Origin of the sequence: Pseudomonas sp. RU47, from assembly GCF_004011755.1 — a bacterium.
Taxonomy (GTDB): domain Bacteria; phylum Pseudomonadota; class Gammaproteobacteria; order Pseudomonadales; family Pseudomonadaceae; genus Aquipseudomonas.
Map to the genome: position 1 here is coordinate 2,208,489 of NZ_CP022411.1, position 24,344 is coordinate 2,232,832.

At 59.7% G+C, this 24,344-nt stretch carries 21 protein-coding genes; 14 read left to right on the forward strand and 7 right to left on the reverse strand.

Going from position 1 to position 24,344, the window contains the following annotated elements; all coding sequences use genetic code 11:
* Position 1: 1 nt before the first annotated feature.
* Together CCX46_RS10030 and CCX46_RS10035 are read right to left on the reverse strand one after the other, a co-directional pair.
* Positions 2-1,975 carry a MacB family efflux pump subunit gene (locus CCX46_RS10030; RefSeq protein WP_127926549.1) on the reverse strand — a complete coding sequence of 658 codons (1,974 nt, stop codon included), beginning with the start codon at positions 1,973-1,975 and terminating at the stop codon, positions 2-4.
* Positions 1,976-3,148, reverse strand: coding sequence for an efflux RND transporter periplasmic adaptor subunit (locus CCX46_RS10035; RefSeq protein ID WP_127926550.1), 1,173 nt, complete (start codon positions 3,146-3,148; stop codon positions 1,976-1,978). It abuts the gene before it with no gap.
* A gap of 319 nt (positions 3,149-3,467) precedes the next feature.
* Between CCX46_RS10035 and CCX46_RS10040 the strand changes: the two genes are divergently transcribed.
* The 8 genes from CCX46_RS10040 to CCX46_RS10075 all read left to right on the forward strand — a co-directional run bounded on the left by CCX46_RS10040 (position 3,468) and on the right by CCX46_RS10075 (position 14,688).
* Positions 3,468-3,950: a sigma-70 family RNA polymerase sigma factor gene (locus CCX46_RS10040; protein ID WP_127926551.1), complete on the forward strand. Its 483-nt coding sequence runs from the start codon at positions 3,468-3,470 to the stop codon at positions 3,948-3,950.
* A gap of 132 nt (positions 3,951-4,082) precedes the next feature.
* Entirely contained in the window at positions 4,083-5,417 is a 1,335-nt protein-coding gene (locus tag CCX46_RS10045) for a lysine N(6)-hydroxylase/L-ornithine N(5)-oxygenase family protein (RefSeq protein ID WP_127926552.1), read from the forward strand.
* 593 nt (positions 5,418-6,010) lie between these two features.
* The gene (gene mgtA / locus CCX46_RS10050; protein ID WP_127926553.1) at positions 6,011-8,710 is read left to right on the forward strand and encodes a magnesium-translocating P-type ATPase; all 2,700 of its coding nucleotides are present in this window, start codon (positions 6,011-6,013) and stop codon (positions 8,708-8,710) included.
* Between the two features lie 142 nt (positions 8,711-8,852).
* Positions 8,853-9,569 carry an MgtC/SapB family protein gene (locus CCX46_RS10055; RefSeq protein WP_127926554.1) on the forward strand — a complete coding sequence of 239 codons (717 nt, stop codon included), beginning with the start codon at positions 8,853-8,855 and terminating at the stop codon, positions 9,567-9,569.
* Positions 9,570-9,746: 177 nt separating this feature from the next.
* A complete protein-coding gene (locus tag CCX46_RS10060; protein ID WP_122661609.1) occupies positions 9,747-10,142 on the forward strand; it encodes a hypothetical protein in 396 nt (131 codons plus the stop codon).
* 111 nt (positions 10,143-10,253) lie between these two features.
* Positions 10,254-10,697, forward strand: a complete 444-nt coding sequence (locus tag CCX46_RS10065; RefSeq protein ID WP_127926555.1) for a chemotaxis protein CheY — start codon at positions 10,254-10,256, stop codon at positions 10,695-10,697.
* 135 nt (positions 10,698-10,832) lie between these two features.
* The gene (locus tag CCX46_RS10070) at positions 10,833-11,459 is read left to right on the forward strand and encodes a response regulator transcription factor (protein ID WP_127930374.1); all 627 of its coding nucleotides are present in this window, start codon (positions 10,833-10,835) and stop codon (positions 11,457-11,459) included.
* A gap of 10 nt (positions 11,460-11,469) precedes the next feature.
* Complete coding sequence (locus CCX46_RS10075) at positions 11,470-14,688, forward strand: transporter substrate-binding domain-containing protein (protein WP_127926556.1); 3,219 nt, start codon at positions 11,470-11,472, stop codon at positions 14,686-14,688.
* Positions 14,689-14,706: 18 nt separating this feature from the next.
* Here the strand turns inward: CCX46_RS10075 and dkgB are convergent, their stop codons facing one another.
* Positions 14,707-15,510, reverse strand: a complete 804-nt coding sequence (gene dkgB / locus CCX46_RS10080) for a 2,5-didehydrogluconate reductase DkgB (protein WP_127926557.1) — start codon at positions 15,508-15,510, stop codon at positions 14,707-14,709.
* 218 nt (positions 15,511-15,728) lie between these two features.
* Positions 15,729-16,637, reverse strand: a complete 909-nt coding sequence (locus CCX46_RS10085; RefSeq protein ID WP_127926558.1) for a LysR substrate-binding domain-containing protein — start codon at positions 16,635-16,637, stop codon at positions 15,729-15,731.
* Positions 16,638-16,742: 105 nt separating this feature from the next.
* Between CCX46_RS10085 and CCX46_RS10090 the strand changes: the two genes are divergently transcribed.
* The 4 genes from CCX46_RS10090 (at position 16,743) to CCX46_RS10105 (ending at position 20,727) form a co-directional block, all read left to right on the forward strand.
* The gene (locus CCX46_RS10090; protein ID WP_127926559.1) at positions 16,743-17,609 is read left to right on the forward strand and encodes a pirin family protein; all 867 of its coding nucleotides are present in this window, start codon (positions 16,743-16,745) and stop codon (positions 17,607-17,609) included.
* Between the two features lie 86 nt (positions 17,610-17,695).
* Positions 17,696-18,379, forward strand: a complete 684-nt coding sequence (locus tag CCX46_RS10095) for an isochorismatase family protein (protein WP_008084027.1) — start codon at positions 17,696-17,698, stop codon at positions 18,377-18,379.
* Between the two features lie 56 nt (positions 18,380-18,435).
* A complete protein-coding gene (gene ycaC / locus CCX46_RS10100) occupies positions 18,436-19,062 on the forward strand; it encodes an isochorismate family cysteine hydrolase YcaC (RefSeq protein WP_127926560.1) in 627 nt (208 codons plus the stop codon).
* A gap of 222 nt (positions 19,063-19,284) precedes the next feature.
* Positions 19,285-20,727 (forward strand): mechanosensitive ion channel family protein, encoded by a 1,443-nt coding sequence (locus CCX46_RS10105; RefSeq protein ID WP_127926561.1) that lies wholly within the window; start codon positions 19,285-19,287, stop codon positions 20,725-20,727.
* A 3-nt stretch (positions 20,728-20,730) separates the two neighbouring features.
* Here the strand turns inward: CCX46_RS10105 and CCX46_RS10110 are convergent, their stop codons facing one another.
* On the reverse strand, positions 20,731-21,312 hold the full coding sequence (locus CCX46_RS10110; protein ID WP_127926562.1) for a GNAT family N-acetyltransferase: 582 nt from the start codon (positions 21,310-21,312) through the stop codon (positions 20,731-20,733).
* 129 nt (positions 21,313-21,441) lie between these two features.
* On the opposite strand from CCX46_RS10110, the gene xth reads away from it, so the two are divergent.
* Positions 21,442-22,236, forward strand: coding sequence for an exodeoxyribonuclease III (gene xth / locus CCX46_RS10115; RefSeq protein ID WP_127926563.1), 795 nt, complete (start codon positions 21,442-21,444; stop codon positions 22,234-22,236).
* 101 nt (positions 22,237-22,337) lie between these two features.
* Complete coding sequence (locus CCX46_RS10120) at positions 22,338-23,180, forward strand: arylamine N-acetyltransferase family protein (protein WP_127926564.1); 843 nt, start codon at positions 22,338-22,340, stop codon at positions 23,178-23,180.
* Here CCX46_RS10120 and CCX46_RS10125 read toward each other — a convergent pair.
* On the reverse strand, positions 23,162-23,593 hold the full coding sequence (locus tag CCX46_RS10125) for a DUF4952 domain-containing protein (protein ID WP_127926565.1): 432 nt from the start codon (positions 23,591-23,593) through the stop codon (positions 23,162-23,164). The two genes, CCX46_RS10120 and CCX46_RS10125, sit on opposite strands and share 19 nt — an antisense overlap.
* Positions 23,594-24,343, reverse strand: coding sequence for a hypothetical protein (locus CCX46_RS10130; RefSeq protein ID WP_127926566.1), 750 nt, complete (start codon positions 24,341-24,343; stop codon positions 23,594-23,596). It lies immediately after the preceding gene.
* Position 24,344 lies beyond the last annotated feature (1 nt).

The window sequence follows — 24,344 nt, forward strand, 5'->3', positions numbered from 1 at the left end:
ATCATTCACTGGTAAGGGCCGTGACCGGGTCGAGTCGGGCAGCTTTGCGGGCCGGCATGAAGCCGAAGACAACACCGGTGACCAAGGCGCAACCAAATGCGCCGAGTACCGCCATCAATGAGAACGCCACCGCGACTTCACTGAGAATCAGCACGCCGCCAATGATCAGCGCCAGGGCGATGCCGGCGATGCCGCCGACCACCGAGAGCATCACCGCTTCAGTGAGAAACTGGCGCAGGATGTCGCGCTGGCGGGCGCCGGTGGCCATGCGGATGCCGATCTCGCGAGTGCGCTCGCGGACGGTCATGAGCATGATGTTCATCACGCCAATCCCACCGACCAGCAACGAGATCGCCGCAATCGAGCCGAGCATCAGCGACAGGGTGTTTTGCGTGCGCGCTTCGGCCTGGATCATCGCGGCGTTGTTGGTCAGTTCAAAATCCTTCTTGCCGTTGTGCAGGTTCAGCATCAGTTGTTCGATGGCGTGTTCGCTGTCCTTGACCTTGCGCGCGTCGGCGGCAGCGATGGCCACGTACTCGGGATTGCGCGTGCCGAACAGCCTTACGCTGGCGGCGGAGTAGGGCACGGCGATGCGGTTGTCACTGTCGGAATCGCCGGAACTGGCGCCTTTTTCCGCCAATACCCCGACCACCTGAAACGGCACGTTCTCGATCAGAATGTACTGGCCAATCGGGTTGGCAACGTCTTTGAGGAGTTTGGTCCGCACCTTGTGGCCAATCACCGCAACGGCTGCCGCGTTCTGTTCATCGGCCTCAGTGAAGTAACTGCCCTGAACCACTGGCCAGTTGAAGATCGCCGGGAAGTTGGTGTCATTGCCGCCGACGTAGCTCAGGTGGTCGGCATTGCCGAAGCGCACACCGGCCTCGGCCCCATTGACCGGCATGATCCGCTGTACTTGGGGCAGGCTCGCCAGGGCATGCACATCGTCGAGGGTGATGATGCCCGGTGGCGTTCGCGGGTTGGGCGCCGAGCCGCTGAGGTAAATGATGTTCGAACCGAACGCGCCCATCTGCGCCATGACCTGACGCTTGCTGCCTTCGCCGACCGCAAGCATCACCACCACCGAGGCTACGCCGATGATGATGCCGAGCAGGGTCAGCGCGGTGCGGAAGCGGTTGATCCACATCACTCGCCACGCGGCGTGCAGGGCGTCCACCAGTTCGCCTTTCCAGGCCCCGGTAGCTTCGGCGCCTTCGCTCAAGCGCTTGCGCAGATCCACCGCTTGCAGGGCGCCGGGATTGGCACTGGTCTGGGCATCGGGGTTGTTTCTGGCGCTATCGCTGACGATCAAGCCATCGCTGATTTCGATAATGCGCTTGGCACGCGCCGCCACTTCGCGGTCGTGGGTGATGAGAATGACAACGTGGCCCTGGCTCGCCAGTTCATCGAGCAGCGCCATGACTTCCTTGCCGCTGTGGCTGTCGAGGGCGCCGGTCGGTTCGTCGGCGAGGATGATGTGGCCGCCATTCATCAGTGCGCGGGCAATCGACACGCGTTGTTGCTGGCCTCCGGACAGTTGATGCGGGCGGTTGCCGGTGCGCGCGGCCAGACCGAGGCGGTCGAGCAGGGCGGCGGCGCGGGCATGCCGTTCGGCGGCGGGGGTGCCGGCGTAGATGGCCGGCATCTCGACGTTTTCCTGGGCCGAGCCGGACGGAATCAGGTGATAGCCCTGGAACACGAAACCGAAGGCTTCGCGCCGCAGCCAGGCAAGTTCATCGCTGTCGAGGCCGGCGACGTTTTCCCCGGCAAAACGGTATTCACCGTTTGTCGGTCGGTCGAGGCAGCCAAGAATGTTCATCAATGTTGATTTGCCGGAGCCGGACGCGCCGACAATCGCCACGAATTCGCCGGCGTGAATCGACAGGTCAATCCCGCGCAACACGTGAACTTCGGGAGCGTCACCGCCGCCGTAGGATTTGCGGATGTCCTGCAGTTCGATCAGAGGCGTTTGCATTCAACCTCCGCTGCCGTCGGCCGGGCCGATCAACAAGTGATCGCCTTCGTTCAAGCCCTCGACAATCTGCACTCTAAGACGGTCGCTGATGCCGGTGCGTACTTCGCGGGACTGAATCTCGCCATTGGCGGTGATGACCTGCGCGGTCTGCCGATTGGCCACGGCGCTGCCTTGCAGGGCGGCGACCGGTGCGGTGAGCACGTTTTTCGCCTGGTCGGCAACGAAGAACACTTGCGTGGTCATCTCTGCCATCAAGGCGTTGTCGGCGTTATCGACGTCCAGCAGCACGGTGTACAGCACCACGCGCGCGCTGCCGCTTTTACTTGAGCTGGCCGGGCTGCCACCGCCTTGACTGGTCTGGTCCAGCGGCTTGGGTGGCACCGGCAGAATTTGCCGAACGGTGCTGCTCCAGCGCCGATTACCTCCGCTGAGCGTGGTGAAGTAAGCGGTCATGCCCGGTTTGACATGGCCGATATCGGCCTCGGAAACCTCGGCCCAGACCGTCATCGGCGAAAGTTTGGCGATGCGCAGAATCAGCGGTGTCTGTTGCTGGGCATTGAGTGTCTGGCCTTCGCGGGCATCGAGTGCGACCACGGTGCCTGCCATCGGCGCATAGATGCGTGTGTAGCCGAGCTCGGCCTGATCACTGCGCAGGCTGGCCTCGGCTTGGCGGATCTGGGCGCGGAACATGTCGATACGCGCCTGGGTGGCCTTGAGTTCGGCGCGGGCTGTCTGCACGTCTTCTTCACGGGTGGCGCCGCCAGCCGCGAGGTTCTGCTGGCGCTGGTACTTCTGCTGCGCCAGTTCGTGCTGGGCCTGTTGTTCTTGCAACTGCGCCTTGAGGTTTTCGATGGAGAACTGGCTGGCGTCGAGCTTGGCCTTTTGCGTGGACGGATCGATTTCCACGAGCAATTGGCCTTGCTTGACCACGTCGCCGACTTCCACATGGATTTTGCGGATTTGCCCGGAAGCCTGGGCGCCGACGTCCACATAGCGCCTGGGCTGTAACGTGCCCAGCGCGGTGACGCTGCTTTCAATGTCGCCACGACTGACTGGCACGGTGGCGAACTTGTCCCGGCCAGGGGGCAATATCTGCCAGGCGGCTACGGCGACAACGGGAATCAGACAAAGGGCTGCGAGCAGGGCGCGTCGGGCGGGGCGGGGACGTTTCATGCAGGGTTCCGGCCAGTGAAAATCGACCCGTCATCCAGCCGGCACCGCACGCGGGCCACGACCGAACGCTGACGCAGGAGGCGACAGATACGGGGAACTGTCCTTTAAACGAGAGACGCGATGGGTAATTTAAGCGCTGCAAAACGCGGTAACAGGTATAGCGGGCAACAATTTGTCGGGCAAATCGAAACAGCGCTTTAAATCTATATGAGAATTACTATAAATTACGCATCTGAAATTGCCACCATCCTGCCATTGTCGTTTTGACCATCGCGGATCTGGCTCAAGGATCGAAACCGCACCGCAGCGGTCGGGAGTCATGTTGGAGAACTACTATCGCGAGCTGGTGTGTTTCCTTAACGCCAGGCTGGGCAACCGTCAGGTGGCCGAAGATGTGGTGCATGACGCTTATGTGCGGGTGCTGGAGCGTTCCAGCGATACGCCGATCGAACAACCGCGGGCTTTCCTTTATCGCACGGCATTGAACCTGGTCATCGATGATCATCGGCGCAACGCCTTGCGGCAGGCCGAGCCGCTTGACGTGCTGGACAGCGAAGAGCGCTATTTCACCCCGTCGCCCCATGGCACACTTGATCACGGTCAACGTCTGGCGATGCTTCAGCGCGCACTGGCAGAGTTGTCACCGCTGTGTCGCGAAAGTTTTTTGCTGCGCAAGATCGAAGGTCTGTCCCATAACGAAATCGCCGAGAGCCTGGGGATTTCCAAAGCGCTGGTGGAGAAACACATCGTCAATGCCATGAAACATTGCCGGGTGCGGATCAAACAATGGGACGCCCATTGATCCTTCCTCAGTAAATTTTTTTTCACCGTCCTCGTTCCTACTCAACAGACGATCTGCTGTCCTGCTTCGGGCCGGTCAGGTCACCCAGGCTTTATCCCCACGGTTGAGGGGTTCATCCAGAGGACACTGGAAATGACACAGGCAATTGCATCGCCCATCGTTCACGACCTGATCGGCGTCGGTTTCGGCCCTTCGAACCTGGCGCTGGCCATCGCTCTGCAAGAGCGCGGCCCGATCCAGGGCGAACTGGATGTGCTGTTCCTCGACAAGCAGGCCAACTACAGCTGGCACGGCAACACCCTGTCGACGCAAAGCGAGTTGCAGATTTCCTTCCTCAAGGATCTGGTGACCCTGCGCAATCCGACCAGCCCGTACTCGTTCGTCAACTATCTGAAGGATCACGGCCGTCTGGTCGACTTCATCAACCTCGGCACCTTCTATCCGTGCCGCATGGAGTACAACGATTACCTGCGCTGGGTCGCCGGCAAGTTCACCGCGCAGAGCCGTTACGGTGAGGAAGTGCTGACCATCGAACCGGTGCTGCACAACCATCAGGTTGAAGCGCTGCGCGTGATTTCCCGTGGCAGCGACGGCCTGCAACATGTGCGCACCACCCGTTCGGTGGTGGTCAGCGCCGGCGGCACGCCGCGTATTCCTGAGGCGTTCAAAGCGCTGAAGGGTGACACTCGCGTGTTCCACCACTCTCAGTATTTATCGCAAATGGCCAAACAGCCGTGCGTGAACAATCAGCCAATGAGCATTGCGATCATCGGTGGCGGGCAGAGTGCGGCGGAAGCCTTCATCGACCTGAATGATTCGTTCCCGTCGGTACAGGTCGACATGATCCTGCGCGGCTCGGCACTGAAGCCTGCGGACGACAGCCCGTTCGTCAACGAAGTGTTCTCGCCGGAATTCACCGACCTGGTGTTCCAGCAGAACAGCGCCGAGCGTGAGCGTCTGGTCAACGAGTACCACAACACCAACTATTCGGTGGTCGACATCGACCTGATCGAACGCATCTACGGCATTTTCTATCGCCAGAAGGTTTCCGGGATCGCCCGTCACGCATTCCGCACCCTGACCACCGTGGAAAAAGCCACCGCCACCGAAAACGGTATCGAACTGGCCGTGCGCAACAGCGCCACCGGCGAAGTCACCGTGCGCAATTACGACGCTGTTGTTCTGGCCACCGGTTACGAACGGCAGATGCACCGCAAACTGCTGGCGCCGCTGGAAGAATACCTGGGCGACTTCGAGGTTGATCGCAACTACAAACTGATCACCGACGAGCGCTGCAAGGCCGGCATCTACATGCAGGGCTTCTGCCAGGCCAGCCATGGTCTGAGCGATACGCTGCTGTCGGTGTTGCCGATTCGCGCGGACGAGATTGCCGGCTCGCTGTACGAGCATGGCAAGAACCGTGGGCATCGGTCGATGGCGGATCTGTTGTTGGCGACTGCCAGCTGATTTTTTAGCGCCTCACATACCGCTTTCGCGAGCAGGCTCGCTCCCACAGGGGATTTTCAGTGAACACAGATTTTGTGTCAGATGAAGATCCAATGTGGGAGCGAGCTTGCTCGCGAAGGGGCCCTCCAAAGCGCCACACATTCTGTTCCTGAACCCTTCCTGAACATCCCCCCACATTCCCCGACTCACTGCCTTTTGCGGGTTTACTCTGCAGACATCGGAGCGTAAGCTTCGCGCGTTTTCATCAATAGCGGAGACCCACAGTGGGTACTTGTTCGAGTGACAGTTGTCGGCCGGTCTCGGTAACCGGCAGATTCTCGGCAAGATAACGCGCAGACTTTCTCTGTCGTTGTCTCGCCGTAAAAGCGAGCAGCGGCATCCCGTGCATGACCCGTCCTGGGCCATGTCTCGACGTCCTTCTCATCGACGCTGAACAGAGCGTGGTTTCGACTTCACTGTCGAGATCGCAGCCCTATCGACACGCCTGTCTTTTCTGACCGGCGCGCCAGGCCTTGCCGTGCCGGTTTTTCCGGCGGACGAGGCGCGGCCGTACCTGCTCGACGGTTTCCCGGCTGACCATAGGGGCAACAGCCATGAAACTTACGCTCAAGGAATTCTTCGCAGGTTTTCTGCGGACCCGCCACATCGCCCGGCACTTCCGTCGCCTGGCGCTGCTGGAATCGATCAACGACACCACGGTCAGCCGTGAAGTCCCACCCACGCTGGCCAACACCCTGGTCGATGCCGCGCAGTGCGACAGCGGTGTGTTGCTGTCTTCACTGGGCACGCATGCCGATGGCCTGACCGATTTCGAAGTCGATGCGCTGCGTGCGCAATACGGCCTCAACGAAGTCGAACACGAGCAGCCGCTGCCATGGTGGACGCACCTGTGGCACTGCTACAAAAACCCCTTCAACCTGCTGCTGACCCTGTTGGCGGTGATCTCGTGGCTGACCGAAGACCTCAAGGCAGCCGTGGTGATTTTCTCCATGGTCGTGCTGTCGACGCTGCTGCGCTTCTGGCAGGAAAGCAAATCCAACCAGGCCGCCGATGCGCTGAAAGCCATGGTCAGCAACACCGCCACGGTGATGCGCCGTGACGCGCCGCGCAGCGAATTGCCGATCAAGCAACTGGTGCCGGGCGATCTGATTGTGCTTTCGGCCGGTGACATGATTCCTGCAGATTGCCGCGTACTCAGCGCCAAGGATCTGTTCGTCAGCCAGGCGGCGATGACCGGTGAATCGATGCCGGTGGAGAAATTTCCACACCAGCAGGATCGCGATACGCGCAATCCACTGGAGCTGGATAACATCCTGTTCATGGGCACCAACGTCGTCTCCGGCACTGCGGTGGCGGTGATTCTCACCACCGGCAACAGCACTTATTTCGGTGCGCTGGCCCAGCGTGTTGGCGCAACCGATCGCGCGGTCACTTCGTTCCAGCAAGGCGTCAACAAAGTCAGCTGGTTGTTGATCCGCTTCATGTTCGTGATGGCGCCGCTGGTGCTGTTCATCAACGGTTTCACCAAGGGTGACTGGACCGAAGCGCTGCTGTTCGCACTGTCGATTGCGGTCGGCCTGACCCCGGAAATGCTGCCGATGATCGTCACCTCGACGCTGGCCAAAGGCGCGGTGTTTCTGTCGCGCAAAAAAGTCATCGTCAAACGCCTCGATGCGATCCAGAACTTCGGCGCCATGGACGTGCTCTGCACCGACAAGACCGGCACACTGACTCAGGACAAGATTTTCCTCGCGCGTAATGTCGACGTCTGGGGTGAAGACTCCGATGACGTGCTGGAAATGGCTTACCTCAACAGCTACTACCAGACCGGCCTGAAAAACCTGCTGGATGTTGCGGTACTGGAACACGTGGAAATCCACCGTGAACTGAAAGTCGGCACGGCGTTTCGCAAGGTCGATGAGATCCCGTTCGACTTCAACCGTCGGCGCATGTCGGTGGTGGTCGAAGGGCGTGGCCAGCCACATCAACTGATCTGCAAAGGCGCCGTGGAAGAAGTCCTGGCGGTGTGCAGCCGCGTGCGTCACGGCGAGGTCGATGAAGCCTTGAGCGATGAATTGCTGACCCGGATTCGTCAGGTCACCGCAGCATTCAACGCTGAAGGCTTGCGCGTGGTGGCGGTGGCTGCCCGCTCGATGCCGGAAGGTCGAGAAGTTTATAGCCTGGCCGATGAGCAGGAACTGACGCTGATTGGTTATGTGGCGTTCCTCGATCCACCGAAGGAAAGCACCGCACCAGCGCTCAAGGCCTTGGCCGAACACGGTGTGGCAGTGAAGGTGCTGACCGGTGACAACGAACTGGTCACCGCGAAAATCTGCCGCGAAGTCGGCCTGGCGCAACAGGGCCTGTTGCTGGGCAATGACGTTGAGCGCATGAGCGATGCCGAACTGGGCGTGGCCGTAGAGACCACCAATGTGTTCGCAAAACTGACGCCGTCACACAAGGAGCGCATCGTGCGCATCCTCAAAGGCAATGGCCACGTGGTCGGCTTCATGGGCGACGGCATCAACGATGCGCCAGCCCTGCGCACCGCCGACATCGGTATTTCCGTGGACAGCGCGGTGGACATCGCCAAGGAAGCGGCTGACATCATCCTGCTGGAAAAGAGCCTGATGGTGCTGGAGGAGGGCGTGCTCGAAGGGCGGCGCACCTTCGCCAACATGCTCAAGTACATCAAGATGACTGCCAGTTCCAACTTCGGCAACGTCTTCTCGGTGCTGGTCGCCAGTGCGTTCATTCCATTCCTGCCGATGCTGCCGATGCACCTGCTGGTGCAGAACCTGCTCTACGACATTTCGCAGATTGCCATTCCGTTCGATAACGTCGACGAGGAGATGCTGAAAAAACCACAACGCTGGCAGCCCGGCGACGTCGGGCGCTTCATGCTGTTCTTCGGCCCGATCAGTTCGATCTTTGACATCACCACGTTCGCCTTGATGTGGTACGTATTCGATGCCAACACCCCGGATCACCAGACGCTGTTTCAGTCTGGCTGGTTCGTGGTCGGGTTGCTGACCCAGACCCTGATCGTGCACATGATCCGCACGCCGAAGATTCCGTTCCTGCAAAGCCGAGCAGCGATGCCGCTGCTGGTCATGACCGGGATCATCATGGGGGTCGGCATCTTCCTGCCGATGGGGCCGCTGGCGCACTACTTCAAATTGCAGGCGCTGCCGTCGCTGTACTTCGTGTTCCTGCCGGTGATTCTGCTGGCGTACATGGCGCTGACCCAGGCCGTGAAAGGTTTCTACATCCGCCGGTTCGGCTGGCAATAACAGCACGGCCAACACCGTTCCCCTGTGGGAGCGAGCCTGCTCGCGAAGGCGTTTTTTCAGCCACAGCTGTAGTGGCTGACACTCCGCTTTCGCGAGCAGGCTCGCTCCCACAGGGGGAATTTGTGTTCTCAAGGATTTCATCATGCAAGCCATCAACAACCTCAACCTCGATTCGCTGCTCGACACCCTCGTCAGCCTCAGCGCCGCGTTCATTCTCGGTGGTCTGATCGGCTTCGAGCGCCAGTACCGGCAACGCACCGCCGGCCTGCGCACCAATGTGCTGGTCGCGGTCGGTGCAGCGATATTCGTCGACATGGCCAACCGTCTCGCCGGCGCTGAAGGCGCGGTGCGCGTGGTTGCCTACGTGGTGTCCGGCATCGGTTTTCTCGGCGCCGGGGTGATCATGCGCGAAGAAGGCAACGTGCGCGGCCTCAACACCGCCGCAACCCTGTGGACTTCGGCGGCGGTTGGCGCCTGTGCCGGGGCCGATCTGCTCGCCGAAGCCGTACTCGGCACGCTATTCATTCTGGCCGCCAACACTTTGCTGCGGCCGATCGTCAACAACATCAACCGCCAACCGCTGGACGTGGTTTCGGCGGAAGTCACCAATATCGTCTATGTCATCGCCCGCCGCTCGCAGCAGACCGCCGTGTTCGCCTTGCTTGAAGCAGAGCTTGAGCGCAGCAACTACCCGGCCAGCGACGTCGATGTGCATGCGTTCGGCGCCGATGAAATCGAGATCGAAGCGACGCTGGCGACGACGTCGGTCGATGGTGATGAACTGGATGCACTGGTGGCGCGGATTGCGACGTCGGCGTTGGTGGTGCAGGCGTTCTGGAGTCCGAGTACCACCGAATGAACCGCGCTCGTCCGTTCAGTAGCAACGCCACATCCGGTCATGCCGGGTGTGGCTTTTTTGCTTGCTCTCGGCTGTTCTCCATTCATTTTTAAGATTCGTCCTACAGGCGTCACGGCACCTTTTGATTAGCCTTGTCATTCACGTGATGAGCGTGATTTTCCTGGGCTGTGAAAGACTATGTCCTACAAACGCTGGCGAATCCTTATTGCCGACGAGCAACGGGCGCTGCATGTGCGAATAAGCAAATGCCTCAACGAACTCGGCTGTCGCGGCAACGTGTCGGTGTATTCGTTTCGTGAGCTGCTGGGTGCGACGCATTACTCGTCCGATCCGTTTGAGCACTATGACCTGCTGATCATCAACGCTGAGCTGATGGCGGTCGGTGGAGTCGATCCTTTGCGTTTTTTTCAATGCAACCTGCAGATTCGTCATGCCGTTATTTACGACAAACGTCGCGGCGAGGCATGCGCAAAGGCGATATGCAGCACTGCACGACGCTATTTGACCCTGATCCGTACACCGGATCGGCAGACACTCGGCCCTTTGATCGCGGACCTGGCGACAGCACAGTGATGGGCATGACTCGGATGAGTAACCTTTTTTTTCGGATTATTCCTACAGAACCCGCCACGCAGCTTGCGTAGTCTTGCCGCACCCAGAAACCGTGACCCCGGGAGATCGATCATGATCAATAAAGCCCTGCGTATCCTGATCGCAGACCCTCAGCATTTTCACCGGATGAAAATCGAGCGACTGTTCAACGGCCTCAATTATTACCGCATTGCTCCGGTGCAGAACCTTACCGAGCTGCTGACTCTGGTGGACTACGGTTGCGAACCGTTCGATGTGGTGGTCATCAACGCCGAACTCGCTGCAGGCTCGCTGGATCTGCCGGGTTTTTTCCTCGATAACCCGCAGGTTCGTCAGGCGTTGATCTACAACGAGCAAACGGCGCCGTTGCAACTGTCCTCCGGCTTCGCTCAGGAAAATGTACAGATCAGCCATTTGTCACTGCCATCAAAACAGTCGATCGACCAGTTGATGGCGCTGGTCGACGCTCCGGCACGGGCACAGACGTTATCAGCCCCCAAGGTAAATCCGTTGGTGCAGAGCGCTGCACGTGCATAGAAAATCATTTCCTGCAACTGTCAGATCTGACAGGTGATTTGCGCGCCGTTACGTGTAACAGTCCCTGCGCAGCCACTGAGTCCGGAGCAGCCCCAATCGGTGGCCTGTTCGTCAGACTTTGCATCGGGAGTGGCCATGAAGTCAGCGCTTGTCGTCGATGATCATCCGGTGGTGCGCGCCGCCATCCGAATCGTGTTGCAAGGCGAAGGATTCAAGCGGATATACGAGGCGTCCCAAGGCAACGAGGTGGTGTCGCTTATTCGTGAGCACGCGCCCCAACTGGTGATACTTGATCTGAATTTGCCAGTACTTGATGGACTCGACGTTCTGGAGCGGATAAGGGTCAATTATCCGCGATGCCGAGTGCTGGTTTTCAGTACACACGAACCCATGTTCTATCAGGAGCGCTGTGTGCGTGCCGGAGCCATGGCCTACGTGACCAAAACCAATCAACTGGAACAGTTGCGCAATGCCATTCAGGCAGTCGTTTCGGGACATACCTATTTTTCCGTGCTTCCGGACTACCTCAGCACGCTGAATGCCGTGCAAACCACCGAAAAACAGATGATCGATCAGCTCTCTGATCGTGAGTTGACTATTTTCGTGCAACTGGCGCGGGGCAAATCGAACAAGGCGATTGCCGAGGACATGCACCTGAGCCACAAAACCGTCAGCACCTATAAAACCCGTCTGATGAAAAAACTCGGGGTTTACTCATTGGTGCTCTTGCGCGAATTCGCCAAGCGCAATCATGTGATCTGAGTAATCGCACATGCGGCAGGGATGCTGGATTGTCTGCCTGTGGTTGAGCCTGATCGCCAGTAGTTGGGCGGGTGACGCGCCGCAGGTGCTGCAGGTACTGACCCGTACCGGCCTGGCAAACGTCCAGCTGCGGCTGGACGAGCAGGACCGCCAATGGCTGCGTCAGCACCCGGTGCTACGCATGGGTATTTCCGGTCCGGATTACCCACCGTTCGAGATCACCCGCAATCAACAGGAACTCGAAGGGCTCACCGCCGATTATGCTGATCTGCTGGCGCAGTTGCTCGGCACACGCATTGAAGTCCGGCGCTTTGCCAACCGCGATGCGGTGATGGCGGCACTCAAGCGTGGTGACCTCGATCTGCTGGGAACCTCGAACAATTTTGAAGCCGCCGACCCGGATTTCATCCTGTCCCGCGCTTACGCCGAAGATCAGCCGATGCTGGTGACTCGCCTCGATGAAAAGCTGCCGGCAGATCTTGCCGGCAAGCGCGTGGCCATGGTCGAGGATTATTTGCCACTGGCGAATGTGCAGGGGTTTTATCCCTATGCCAGTGTGCAGCGTTACCCTTCGGCGATGGATGCGCTCGGTGCGGTGGCCTTCGGCGCGGATGATGTGTATCTGGGCGACTTCATCAGTGCCAACTACCTGATCAACACCAATTATCGCAACGACCTGCAATTGGCCGGCCCGTCGGGGCTGGACGCCAATTCGTTCGCTTTTGCCTTGTTGCGCAGCGATGTACGCCTCAAGCGCATCGTCGACAAGGTGTTGACCGCCATTCCCATGGAGCATCGCCAACGCATCGAGCAGCGCTGGAGCGTCGGCCTTGCCGAGATGGCTGAACAATCACGGGTACAACTCAGTGCCAGTGAGCAGGCCTGGCTGGACCAGCATCCACGGGTGCGGGTCGGTGCCATCGACGATTTTGCGCCGCTGACTTTTTTTGATGCCGACGGCCGCTTCAACGGGTTGTCCGCGCAGTTGCTGAGTGTGATCAGCCAGCGCAGCGGATTGAATTTTGAAATCGTGCGCGGTGTGTCGCTCGATCGGCAGATCGAACAACTCAAGGCCGGTGAGCTGGATGTGTTGCCAGTGGTGACGCCGAGCAGCGAGCGCGAAACCGAACTGCAATTTACTCGCGCCTATCTGAACAATCCGTTTGTGCTGGTCAGTGCAATCACCGCGCAGGGGCCGCTCAACCTTGATGACCTGGCCGGTAAACGGCTGGCGATTTATCGCGGCCACCCGTTGCGCGGATATCTATTGGAACGCGTGCCGGGCATCCGTCTGATCGAAGTCAAAAGCCCTGCCGAAGGCATGGCGCTGATTGCCAAGGGGCAAGTCGACGCCACGGTGAGTTCGTTGCTGGTGGCGCGCTTTCTGATCGCCCGGCACTACCGCGAACGTCTGCGCATTACCGGCACGGTCGGCGATCAACCGGCGCGCATTGCGCTGGCGACCGCACCGCAAATGCCCGCACTGCATTCGATCCTGAACAAGGCGTTGTTGAGCATCGCCCCACAACAGATGGACGAGTTGGTTGAACGCTGGAGCCACGATGTGGTGGTGGATGACAGTTACTGGTTACAACATCGCCGCGAGATTCTCCTCGGCTTTGCCGGTGCGGCGGTCTTGCTGGCACTCGCGCTGGCCTGGATCGTTTTTCAGCGCCAGCAGATCCGCCGACGCCAGCAATGGTTGCAGCAATTGCAGGAAGCCAAGGACGCAGCAGACGATGCGAATCGGGCGAAAACCACGTTTCTGGCGACCATGAGCCATGAAATCCGTACACCGATGAATGCCTTGATCGGCATGCTCGAACTGGCCCTCAAGCGCGCAGAAGAAGGCGTGACCGATCGTCTGGCGATTCAGGTGGCGTCCAATGCCGGGCAACAATTGCTGGCGCTGATCGGCGACATTCTCGACATCGCACGGATCGAGAAGGGGCACCTGTCACTCGCGCCCGAACGCGCCAACCTGCGCGAACTGGTGGCGTCAGTGTGTCGGGTGTTTGAAGGGCTGGCGCGGCAGAAGCGCTTGTTGTGGCACATCGAACTGGATCCCCGCAGCAACGTTGATGTGCTGATTGATCCGACGCGGTTCAAACAAGTGCTATCGAATCTGCTGAGCAATGCAATCAAGTTCACTGAAGAAGGCGAGGTCAGTCTGCGGCTGGTGGTGAGCGCAGCGGTGACAGAAACACTGGCCGTGAAAGTGCGGATCGAGGACAGCGGGGTCGGGATCAGCCACGACGATCGGCGGCGCTTGTTCAGCCCGTTCGTGCAGGCGAGCAATCACTCGCAATCGGCACGCAGCGGCTCCGGGCTGGGCCTCGTCATCAGTCGCAGCCTCTGCGAAATGATGGGCGGCACGCTGCGGCTCGACAGTGCGCCGGGCGAGGGAACGCAAGTCGAAGTCAGTCTCGAACTGCCGCTGTTGGCCGCCCTCGCTCAGACCCCGGCACCCCCGCAAGCCGTCGTTGCTGCTGCGTGTTCTCTGAGTGTGCTGGTGGTGGACGATCATCCGGTGAACCGTCTGCTGCTGTGCTGGCAGTTGAGTGAACTCGGCCATCGCACGGTCGACACCGAAAACGGCGATGAAGGCCTTGAGCGCTGGCGCACGCAAGTGTTCGATGTGGTGATCACCGATTGCAATATGCCGAGGCGCAACGGTTATCAACTGGCGCAGGCCATTCGTGAAGAAGAAGCGATTGCCGGGCGCAAGCCTTGCCTGATTCTTGGCTTTACCGCCAACGCGCAGGCCGAGGAACGGACGCGCTGCCTGAAGGCTGGCATGGACGAGTGCCTGTTCAAACCGATCCGCTTGCACGATCTGGCGCAGGCATTGACGGCGGCCAGTCATTGCGACATCGCGGCGGCCTCCAGCGCGGCGCCAGCATTGGCGGAGATCGATCTGAGCACCCTGGAGCAAATGGCAGGGAATGATCGTGGCTTGATCGAGCATTTACGCAAGGAGGTGCTCAACAGCTTGCACATCGATCTGCAACGTCTGGATCTGTTGCAGCAAGAGCAGGATCGCGCGGGGCTTCGCGAACTGGCTCATCACATCAAGGGTGGGGCGCAGATGGTCGGGGCCGCGCGGGTGGTGGCGGCGTGTATCGAGCTTGAGCAGGCGTGCAGCGAAGCGCACGCGGCGCCGTTGGGCATGGCAAGCGATACGTTGCGCGAGGCCATGGCCGGCCTCGCGCAACATCTGCAATCCTGAACTGGCAATATTGCTGAATCAGTCCCAGTCTGGCGCGATGCCTTTCGGGCTGGTCAGGCGATGGCCGCGATCCAGCGTGGCAATCAGCGCCATGTCGGCATCGCTCAAGGTCAGCGCCGTGGCGGCAAGGTTGCTTTGCAGGTTGGCGCGTTTGGTCGACGACGGGATCACCGCATAGCCCGACTGCATTGCCCAGGCGAGGGTGACTTGTGCCGGGGTGGCTTGCCGGCGTTCGGCGATCTGCTGGATCAGCGGGTCTTTCAGCACTTCACCGTAGGCGAGGGTCATGTACGAAGTGATGTGGATGCCTTGGCTGCGGGCAAACTCGACCACTTTGCGGTTTTGCAGGTACGGGTGCAGTTCGATCTGGTTGGTCGTGATGTTGTCGACACCGACCGCAGCAATCGCCTGCTTCATCAAATCGATGGTGAAGTTGGACACACCGAGCTGCCGGGTCAGGCCCAGACGCTTGGCTTCGAGCAGGGCGCCCATGAATTCTTCCACCGGGACCTGGTTTTCCGGCGACGGCCAGTGAATCAAGGTCAGGTCGAGGTAGTCGGTCTGCAATTTCTGCAGGCTGTCCTTCAGGCTGTCGATCAAGCGATCCTTGGCGAAGTTGGCGACCCAGATCTTGCTGGTGAGGAACAGCTCCTCGCGCGGGATGCCGCTGGCTGCGATGGCCTGGCCGACATCGGCTTCGTTTTCGTAGATCTGCGCGGTGTCGATGACCCGGTAACCGAGTTCGAGGGCGGTACTTACCGAATCGATGACCACCTGGCCTTGCAGACGAAATGTACCGAGACCGAAAGCGGGAACAGACATGAAAGACTCCAGGGGTTGCAGTGGGAATGGGCAGGAGTATCCGCGTCTGTATCGTTGAGAAAAACCGCTGGTGGGGCAAAGCACTGTTGACCGGAAGTCATGAATCATTTCCAGGATTTGTGTTGTCCGGACTGGCCCCTTCGCGAGCAAGCTCGCTCCCACATTGGAATGCGTGCTCATGTGGGAGCGAGCCTGCTCGCGAAGGGCGCACCGCCGATTCAGGCAATGTCGCTGCGGGCAAACTCCTCCCCGAGAAAATCAATCAACGTACGCACTGACGGCAACAACCCGCGTCGCGACGGAAAGATCGCATGCACCACTCCGCACTTCGGCGCCCAGCCCGGAATCAATTCCACGACGCGTCCGGCGGCAATATCCTCACGCACCACTACGCTCGGCAGATGCGCCACGCCAACCCCGGCAATCACCGCCTGACGCAAGGCAATCAAGTCATCGGTGACCATCCGCGGCGTATGGCGGATCAGCGCCGTATTGCCATTCGGCCCCAGCAACTCCCACTGATATTCCCGCTGCGCCGCGCCCCAATGCAGGCTCGGCAAACCATTGAGGTCGGCGGGCGAGGGCGGTGACGACAGGCGTTCGACGAACTGCGGGCTGCCGACCACTGATTGCGTGCTGTTGCCCAGCACTTTCATGACCATGTCGGTGTTTTCCAGCGGCGGAAAACGCACGCGCAGCGCGATGTCGAACCCTTCATGAATCAAGTCGACCCGGCGATTGGTGCTCTCGATGAACAACTCCACCAGCGGGTACTTGAGCATGTAACGCGTGAGCATCGGCCCGACCCAGGAGTTAAGCAGCGCCGTCGGGCAACTCAGGCGCACCAGACCCTGCGGTTCGGAGCGGTTGCGTTCAATCAGTTCGGCGGCGCTCTCGGCTTCGATGCGCATGGCCAGGCAACGCTGGTAATACGCCTGGCCGATTTCGGTCAATGAACAATGACGGCTGGTGCGGTGCAGCAGGCGCACGCCGAGGCGTTCTTCCAACTCGGCAATGCGCCGGCTGAGTTTTGATTTGGGCATGTCCAGCGCGCGCCCGGCGGCCGCGAATCCGTGGTGCTCGACCACTTGGGTGAAGTAGTAGAGGGTGTTGAGGTCTTCCACCATCGTTCTCCAGATAGAACGCTAAGGCTGATTTTTGCAGTCTAGTGCATTAATGGTCATGGATTTAAGCTTAATCCATCGCATCACTCACCCCCATTGGAGACAACCATGAAAAACATCATCGGTATCTACACTAGCCCGCGCGGCCATTGGGTCGGCGATGGTTTCCCGGTTCGCACGCTGTTTTCCTACGACAACCTGGGCAAACACATCAGCCCGTTCCTGCTGCTCGATCACGCTGGTCCCGCCGATTTCACCCCGACCACCGAACGGCGTGGCGTTGGTCAGCATCCGCACCGTGGTTTTGAAACCGTGACTATCGTGTATGAAGGCGAAGTGCAGCACCGCGACTCGACCGGCAGTGGCGGCGTGATCGGCCCGGGCGATGTGCAATGGATGACCGCCGCTTCCGGAATCCTCCACGAGGAATTTCACTCGGAAAACTTCGCCAAAACCGGCGGCAAACTGGAAATGGTGCAGCTGTGGGTCAACCTGCCGGCCAAGGACAAAATGGCCGCGCCGGGCTACCAGACCATTCTCGACAGCGACATCCCGAGCATCGCGCTCAAGGACAACGTGGGCAGCCTGCGCCTGATCGCCGGTGAATTCGATGGCCACACCGGCCCGTCGCGCACCTTCACACCGATCGACGTGTGGGATCTGCGCCTCAACGCCGGCAAATTGCTGACGCTGGATCTGCATGAAGGCCGCAACACCGCGCTGGTGGTGTTGAAAGGCTCGGTGCAGGTCAACGGTGTGGAAGCGGTGCGCGAAGGGCAGTTGGCGCTGTTCGAACGTGACGGCCATCAGATGACGCTCGAAGCCAGCCAGGACGCGGTGGTGTTGCTGCTCAGCGGCGAGCCGATCGACGAACCGATCGTCGGCCATGGCCCGTTCGTGATGAACACCGAGCAGGAAATCCACCAGGCGTTCGCCGACTTCCAGTCCGGCCGCTTCGGCCAGATGCACGCTTAACGCACCACCACTCCGCTCTACACAGGACGCGTAGGCCGGTTCGCAGGCCAGGGATGGCTATTGCCTAAAGAAAAGAGGACACGCACATGAACACTGTCAATGCAGCGAACTTCGACGGCCAGAAACCGACCATCGATGCCAGCGACGCGGCCATGTTGTTGATCGACCATCAGAGCGGTCTGTTCCAGATCGTCAAAGACATGGACGTGCCGCAACTGCGCGCCAACGCCGTAGCGCTGGCGAAAGCGGCGACCCTGCTGAAGATGCCGGTGATTACCACGGCATCGGTGCCGCAAGGGCCGAACGGGCCGTTGATCCCGGAAATTCACGAAGCCGCGCCGCATGCGCAATACGTAGCGCGCAAGGGCGAAATCAATGCCTGGGATAACCCGGAGTTTCACGCGGCAGTCAAAGCCACCGGCAAGAAAACCCTGGTGATCGCCGGGACCCTGACCAGCGTTTGCCTGGCGTTCCCGTCCATCGCCGCTGTGCATGAGGGCTACAAGGTGTTCGCCGTGGTCGACGCGTCCGGTAATCACTCGAAACTGGCCACTGATCTGACCGTTGCCCGTTTGGCCCAGGCCGGGGTGGTGCCGATCGACATCATGGCTACGCTTTCCGAGCTGCAGGGCTCGTGGAACCGTCCCGATGCCGAGCAGTGGGCGGCCGTCTACGCCCAGGCCATGCCGCATTATCAATTGCTGATCGAGAGCTACCTCAAGGCTCAGCAAGTCGCGAACGAACACGAAGTGCTGGATTCCCAGCGCTGATCGAGTCTCATGAGGCCGACCCCCGTCGGCCTCTACCACCCGCGAGGATTACTGCAATGACCACTCAATACAAACGTCTGGATAAAAACAACGCTGCGGTGCTGCTGGTCGACCATCAGGCCGGGCTGCTGTCGCTGGTGCGCGACATCGAGCCGGACAAGTTCAAGAACAACGTGCTGGCGCTGGCCGATCTGGCCAAGTACTTCAAGCTGCCGACGATCCTCACCACCAGTTTCGAAACCGGCCCCAACGGCCCGCTGGTGCCGGAGCTGAAAGCGCTGTTTCCGGAGGCGCCGTACATCGCCCGGCCAGGCCAGATCAACGCTTGGGACAACGAGGATTTCGTCAAGGCGATCAAGGCGACTGGCAAGAAACAACTGATCATTGCCGGTGTAGTGACGGAAGTTTGCGTGGCGTTCCCGGCGCTGTCGGCATTGGAAGAGGGCTTCGATGTGTTCGTGGTGACCGATGCCTCGGGCACGTTCAACGAACTGACCCGCGAATCGGCGTGGAACCGCATGTCCAGCGCCGGTGCGCAATTGATGACCTGGTTCGGTCTGGCCTGCGAGTTGCACCGCGACTGGCGCAACGACATCGAAGGGCTGGGCACGCTGTTCTCCAACCACATCCCGGACTACCGCAACCTGATGACCAGCTACAGCACCCTGACTAACGGTAAATAACCCCGGGCCACACCGCAGTCCCATGTAGGAGCGAGCCTGCTCGCGAAGGCGTCATGTCAGTCGATGCACCTTTGACTGATCGACCGCATTCGCGAGCAGGCTCGCTCCCACATTTCGTTTTGTGGTGTTTTTGCGCGGGCATTCATGCTCTGAAATCAATTGCTCCTACACTTGCTCAATCTGTGCGATCTTCTCGCGATTGGCCCCCGTCGGAGTTGTTTGATGCTGTCTCTGCTCACCGAACACCCGTTGTTCTGCGCGTTGATCCTGATCCTCCTCGATCTGGGCCTGTGGCGTCTGATCAGTTCCCATGGCAGTGAGTGGAAACTGCTGGTGCGGGTGCTGATTTTCACGCTGTTCAGCGTCCTGTTGTTCAACGAAGGCCTCAACCCGATGGAGCCCGCACCGTGGGCCGACAACGTGCCGCTGCATCTGGCGGCGACCGGGTTGCAGATTGGCTGGTGGCTGTTCGGTGCGCGCACCCTGACGGTGTTGATCGGCGCGGTAATGATGCAGCGGGTCGGCCACACCGGGCGGCTGCTGCAGGATTTGCTCGGCGCGGTGATTTTCCTTATCGCGATCATCGCGGCGCTGGCCTATGTGCTGGATCTGCCGGTCAAAGGCGTGCTGGCGACGTCCGGTGCGCTGGCGATCATCGTCGGTCTGGCTTTGCAGAGTACGTTGAGCGATGTGTTCTCCGGGATCGTCCTCAACACCACCAAGCCTTATCAACTGGATGACTGGATCTCGATCGACGGCACCGAAGGGCGGGTCACCGATATCGACTGGCGTGCCACGCGCCTGCAGACCAGCCAGGGCAGCATGGCGGTGATTCCCAACTCGCTGGCGGCCAAGGCCAAGATCATCAACTTCAGTCGGCCGAGCAATATGTTCGGCGTCGCGGTCAGCGTGCAGGTCAGCCCGCATGCCCGGCCCAGCTCGGTAATCGATGCGCTGGAGCGGGCCATGCAGGGCTGCCGTCAACTGCTCGACACGCCTGCACCGAGCGTCGCCCTGAAAAGCTCCGGCAGCAGTGGCGCGGAATACGAGATCAGCGGTTTCGTCGCTTCGATGGGTGAGAAGCGCGTGGTGCGCAATCAACTGTTTGACCTGGCGTATCGGCACTTGCAGGCGTCCGGGGTCAATCTGCTGTCGAGTGATGAAAGCACTGCGCCGACCAATTTGTCGCGACCACGGGCGCTGCTCGACAGTTCGCCGATCTTCTCGACCCTGCGCCAGGAAGAAAAAGACACCTTCAGTCAGAACATGAGCCTGCAAACCTTCCGTGCCGGCGAAGTCATTCTCGCGGGCGGCGAGGTCAGCGATCATCTGTTCATTATTGAGTCCGGTGTGGTGTCGGTGACTTTGAAGCGTCACGGCACGCCGTTCGAATCCGGGCGCATGGGGCCGGGCGAGGTCATCGGCGAGGCGGGGATTCTGTCCGATTCCTCGCTGCCGGCGGACTTTTCGGCGAAAACCTTTTGCGTGCTGTACCGCATTGAAAAGTCCTACCTGAAGCCGTGCCTCGACGCCCGTCACGACATCAACGACGCGATGCAAGCCTTGCTCGATTATCGCCTGCACAAGGCGCAATCGCTGACCGAGGAAGCGCCGGTGGTGGCGCCGAAGAAAGGCTTCCTGCAATGGCTGCGCAGCCGCGCCTGATGGTTATGCGTGGGCAGCGAGTTTCCGTTCCAGGTGCAGACGCACCTGCGGCCACTCGTCGTCGATGATGCTGAACCGTACCGAATTGCGCTTGCGCCCGTCCGGCATGATCCGCTCATGACGGACGATGCCTTCCTGCTGTGCGCCAAGGCGCAGAATCGCATTGCGTGACTTCTGGTTATTCTCGTCGGTGGTGAACTGCACCCGCACGGAATCGAGCACGTCGAAGGCGTGACACAGCATCAGGTACTTGGCCTCGGTGTTAACGAAGGACTTCTGCCAGCGTGCCGCAATCCAGCTGCTGCCGATTTCCAGCTTGCGATTGAGCGGGTCGATCTTCCAGAAGCGCGTTGAGCCGATCACTTCGCCAGTGTCTTTTAAGACAATGACAAACGGCATGACCGTGCCAGCGTCACGGCCATCGAGGGCTTTTTTCAGGTAGCTGTCGACGGTGCTGGCCGACGGCACGACCGTGACGGTGAGGTTCCACAACTCGCCGTCGGCGGCAGCGTGGAGCAGGGCGGCAGCATCTGAATACTGAAGCGGGCGCAAAAGGATGCGCTGACCTTGCAGCGTGGTTGACATGGAATTGCGGTCTCGGCAGTGCGGGCGAATGGCGAGCGCCTATTACGCCGCAGCGGGTGGATCCGATGCAACCGTGGCGATGTTCACGAGGTCACAATTTTCACAGCCCATGGGCAGGAGCCTCAGCCGATGAAAAACCTGCGGATCGCCACCTACAACGTCAACGGCCTGCGCGCGCGGTTGCCGAATCTGCTGGATTGGCTCAAACGCGAGCAACCGGACATCGCCTGCCTGCAAGAACTCAAATCCCTCGACAGCGCATTTCCAGCGGCGGAACTGGAATCTGCGGGGTATGGCGCAATCTGGCAGGGCCAGGCCTCGTGGAACGGCGTGGCAATTCTCGCCCGCGATGCGCAGCCGCTAGAAAGTCGACGCGGCTTGCCGGGAGATCCCGCTGACAAGCACAGCCGTTATCTGGAAGCAGCGGTGCACGGCGTTCTGGTCGGGTGCCTGTACCTGCCCAACGGTAACCCGCAGCCCGGTCCGAAATTCGATTACAAACTGGCTTGGTTCGAGCGGCTGATCAGCTATGCGAAAGACCTGCAAAGCAGCGATCACCCGGTGGTGCTGGCCGGTGATTACAACGTCGTGCCCACTGATATGGACATCTACAACACCCGCTCCTGGCTCAAGGATGCGCTGCTGCAACCTGAGAGTCGCGAGTGTTATCAGCGCTTGCTCGATCAGGGCTGGACCGATTCGCTGCGGCATCTGTATCCCGAGGATCGCCTCTATACGTTCTGGGATTACTTCCGCCAGCACTGGCAAACCAACTCCGGACTGCGCATCGATCATCTGCTGCTCAACCCGGCGCTGAGTCCCTATTTGCACGAGGCCGGCGTAGACGCCTGGGTGCGCAACGAACCGCACGCCAGTGACCATGCGCCAACGTGGATTCGTATCGGTTCACGCAAGAAACGCTAGCGGGCGATTGGCGAAATCAATTGTCGAAAACAGTGCCCGATCCCGTATACATGGCGACCATCAACGCAGTGACCTGCGGCCCCATGCATAAGGATCGAGCAATGAGTGAGCCACGCCTGACGAATCTGAAGCTGTACCTGCAACGCCTCGGTTTCGAAACGCCACCAGCACCGACACTCGAGACCTTGCGCCTTCTGCAATTGCGCCACACCGGCGTGTTTCCATTCGAGAACCTGGCGACGATTACCGGTGCTCCGGTGTTGATCGATCTGCCGTCCATCGAAGAAAAAATCCTCGTCGGTGGCCGTGGTGGTTACTGCTACGAACTCAACAACCTGTTCTTTGCCTTGTTGCTTGAACTGGGCTTCGACGTACGCGCTATCAGCGGGCGCGTGGTGATGAATCAGCCGGAAGGCAGCTGGACGGCGCGCACGCACCGCTTGAGTCTGGTGACCATCGACGATGTGCGCTACATCACCGATGTCGGTTTTGGTGGCATGGTGCCGACTGCACCGCTGCTGCTCGACACCGAAGCGGAGCAACCAACGCCACACGAACCTTATCGCATTGAAAAACAGGCCGACGGCTACATGCTGCGTGCCAACGTGGCGGGGGAATGGCGGCCGATGTACCTGTTCGATCTGCAACGCCAGGAAGACATCGATTACACCGTCGGCAATTGGTATGTCTCGACTCACCCTGAGTCACCGTTCAGCCAGCGTCTGATGGTGGCGCGCACCGGGGAGGGCTGGCGCAAGACGCTGAACAACGGCAGCTTCGCTGTGCATCGAATGGGCGCCGAAAGCAAGCGGCGTGAGGTCGCGGACGTCGAGGATCTACTCGATCTGCTTGAGGTTGAGTTCGGGATACGTGTCGCGCGCCCAGAGTTTTTAAGGCCGGTGCTCGGACACCTTATCCAGCCTGGTCAGGGATCCTCAGCGTAAGCATCGACCTGGATCGTGAAGCGATTGATCTTCGCCCACGACTCCCGTTGCCTGACCTCTGTTTCCTCTGAGCCAATGCTGATCAGGTAGTTGATGCCTGTTGCTGGATCTCTGAATCCATTTTGGGTCGAGTCCCAGACACAACAGGCGCGCGTGATCGGCGAAATCCCGAAGTGCTGTTCAAGGTACTGTTCGGCTTTCGAAGCATTGGCCCCGGATACTTCATAGCTGGCGGAAAATGGCTGGCCCATGCGATCAAGCGCCTGTGTGCAGCCTTTGAATTCAACAAACGATGGCTTGTCTGCGAGCTTCGACAGAAAGTCATCACAGCCAAAGTCGGCACTGGCACTGGCACTGCTGGCAATGACCAGCAACAGCGCGGGTATCAATCGGATAAGTAGCAACCGTTTCAATTATTTCTCCACCAGCAATTCACCGACATATTTCCCGCCTTCACCTTTGACTCGCCGGCAGATCAGGTAGTCGTAGACATCGTTCCATTTGATCAGCTCATAAAAGGTGACACAGCCGTCGGACAAATGACCGACATGGATGTAACGGCTGCTGTTGCCTTTTGTGCCTTGCAGTTCGATTGGAAACCAGACATCGGTGCAATGCAGATTACCTTGTGCCTTGTAGCCATCCGTGGAGATATTTCCGTGGGAGCGGTCAGGGGCCATGATCCGGTGGCGTCCGGGAGGGATCGGGGTAAATTCGCCGCCCCACTGGCTGTTCAGCGTCACCTTCGCCGTTTTTCCATTGAAGCTGACCTGTGCCCATTGCTGCAGGAGTTTGCCTTTGAACTCCGATATCGCATGGGCCGGTGCTCCGGTGTACTTGACCTTAACGGTGGCCGGCGCTGTGGGCGGGGTGTCCATCAGGTACTTCAAGGCATTTTCGGTTTTCAGGCTGGCCGTCTGCCCGACGAACTCCGAATTGCCGTCGGCAATCCGGAAGTAGGTTCGACCACCGGACTCCTTGGTGAAGGTCACTTTGGTGTATTCGCAGAGGGCGACAAGTGTGCCCTTAGGCTCGAGTTTGACACTCAGCCAACCGTTTTCGTCAGCCCGTTTGGTGTATTTGGTGACAACGACCGCCGGATGCGTACTGCCACCCTGTCGGTTCGAGGGAGCCTGGTTATTGTTGAGGATTGCCTGCGCCATG

Bases quoted from the DNA above. Each gene is read 5' to 3' on its own strand.
- CCX46_RS10030 (WP_127926549.1), bottom strand. From the start codon at position 1,975: ATGCAAACGCCTCTGATCGAACTGCAGGACATCCGCAAATCCTACGGC.
- CCX46_RS10035 (WP_127926550.1), bottom strand. From the start codon at position 3,148: ATGAAACGTCCCCGCCCCGCCCGACGCGCCCTGCTCGCAGCCCTTTGT.
- CCX46_RS10040 (WP_127926551.1), top strand. From the start codon at position 3,468: ATGTTGGAGAACTACTATCGCGAGCTGGTGTGTTTCCTTAACGCCAGG.
- CCX46_RS10045 (WP_127926552.1), top strand. From the start codon at position 4,083: ATGACACAGGCAATTGCATCGCCCATCGTTCACGACCTGATCGGCGTC.
- mgtA (WP_127926553.1), top strand. From the start codon at position 6,011: ATGAAACTTACGCTCAAGGAATTCTTCGCAGGTTTTCTGCGGACCCGC.
- CCX46_RS10055 (WP_127926554.1), top strand. From the start codon at position 8,853: ATGCAAGCCATCAACAACCTCAACCTCGATTCGCTGCTCGACACCCTC.
- CCX46_RS10060 (WP_122661609.1), top strand. From the start codon at position 9,747: ATGTCCTACAAACGCTGGCGAATCCTTATTGCCGACGAGCAACGGGCG.
- CCX46_RS10065 (WP_127926555.1), top strand. From the start codon at position 10,254: ATGATCAATAAAGCCCTGCGTATCCTGATCGCAGACCCTCAGCATTTT.
- CCX46_RS10070 (WP_127930374.1), top strand. From the start codon at position 10,833: ATGAAGTCAGCGCTTGTCGTCGATGATCATCCGGTGGTGCGCGCCGCC.
- CCX46_RS10075 (WP_127926556.1), top strand. From the start codon at position 11,470: ATGCGGCAGGGATGCTGGATTGTCTGCCTGTGGTTGAGCCTGATCGCC.
- dkgB (WP_127926557.1), bottom strand. From the start codon at position 15,510: ATGTCTGTTCCCGCTTTCGGTCTCGGTACATTTCGTCTGCAAGGCCAG.
- CCX46_RS10085 (WP_127926558.1), bottom strand. From the start codon at position 16,637: ATGGTGGAAGACCTCAACACCCTCTACTACTTCACCCAAGTGGTCGAG.
- CCX46_RS10090 (WP_127926559.1), top strand. From the start codon at position 16,743: ATGAAAAACATCATCGGTATCTACACTAGCCCGCGCGGCCATTGGGTC.
- CCX46_RS10095 (WP_008084027.1), top strand. From the start codon at position 17,696: ATGAACACTGTCAATGCAGCGAACTTCGACGGCCAGAAACCGACCATC.
- ycaC (WP_127926560.1), top strand. From the start codon at position 18,436: ATGACCACTCAATACAAACGTCTGGATAAAAACAACGCTGCGGTGCTG.
- CCX46_RS10105 (WP_127926561.1), top strand. From the start codon at position 19,285: ATGCTGTCTCTGCTCACCGAACACCCGTTGTTCTGCGCGTTGATCCTG.
- CCX46_RS10110 (WP_127926562.1), bottom strand. From the start codon at position 21,312: ATGTCAACCACGCTGCAAGGTCAGCGCATCCTTTTGCGCCCGCTTCAG.
- xth (WP_127926563.1), top strand. From the start codon at position 21,442: ATGAAAAACCTGCGGATCGCCACCTACAACGTCAACGGCCTGCGCGCG.
- CCX46_RS10120 (WP_127926564.1), top strand. From the start codon at position 22,338: ATGAGTGAGCCACGCCTGACGAATCTGAAGCTGTACCTGCAACGCCTC.
- CCX46_RS10130 (WP_127926566.1), bottom strand. From the start codon at position 24,343: ATGGCGCAGGCAATCCTCAACAATAACCAGGCTCCCTCGAACCGACAG.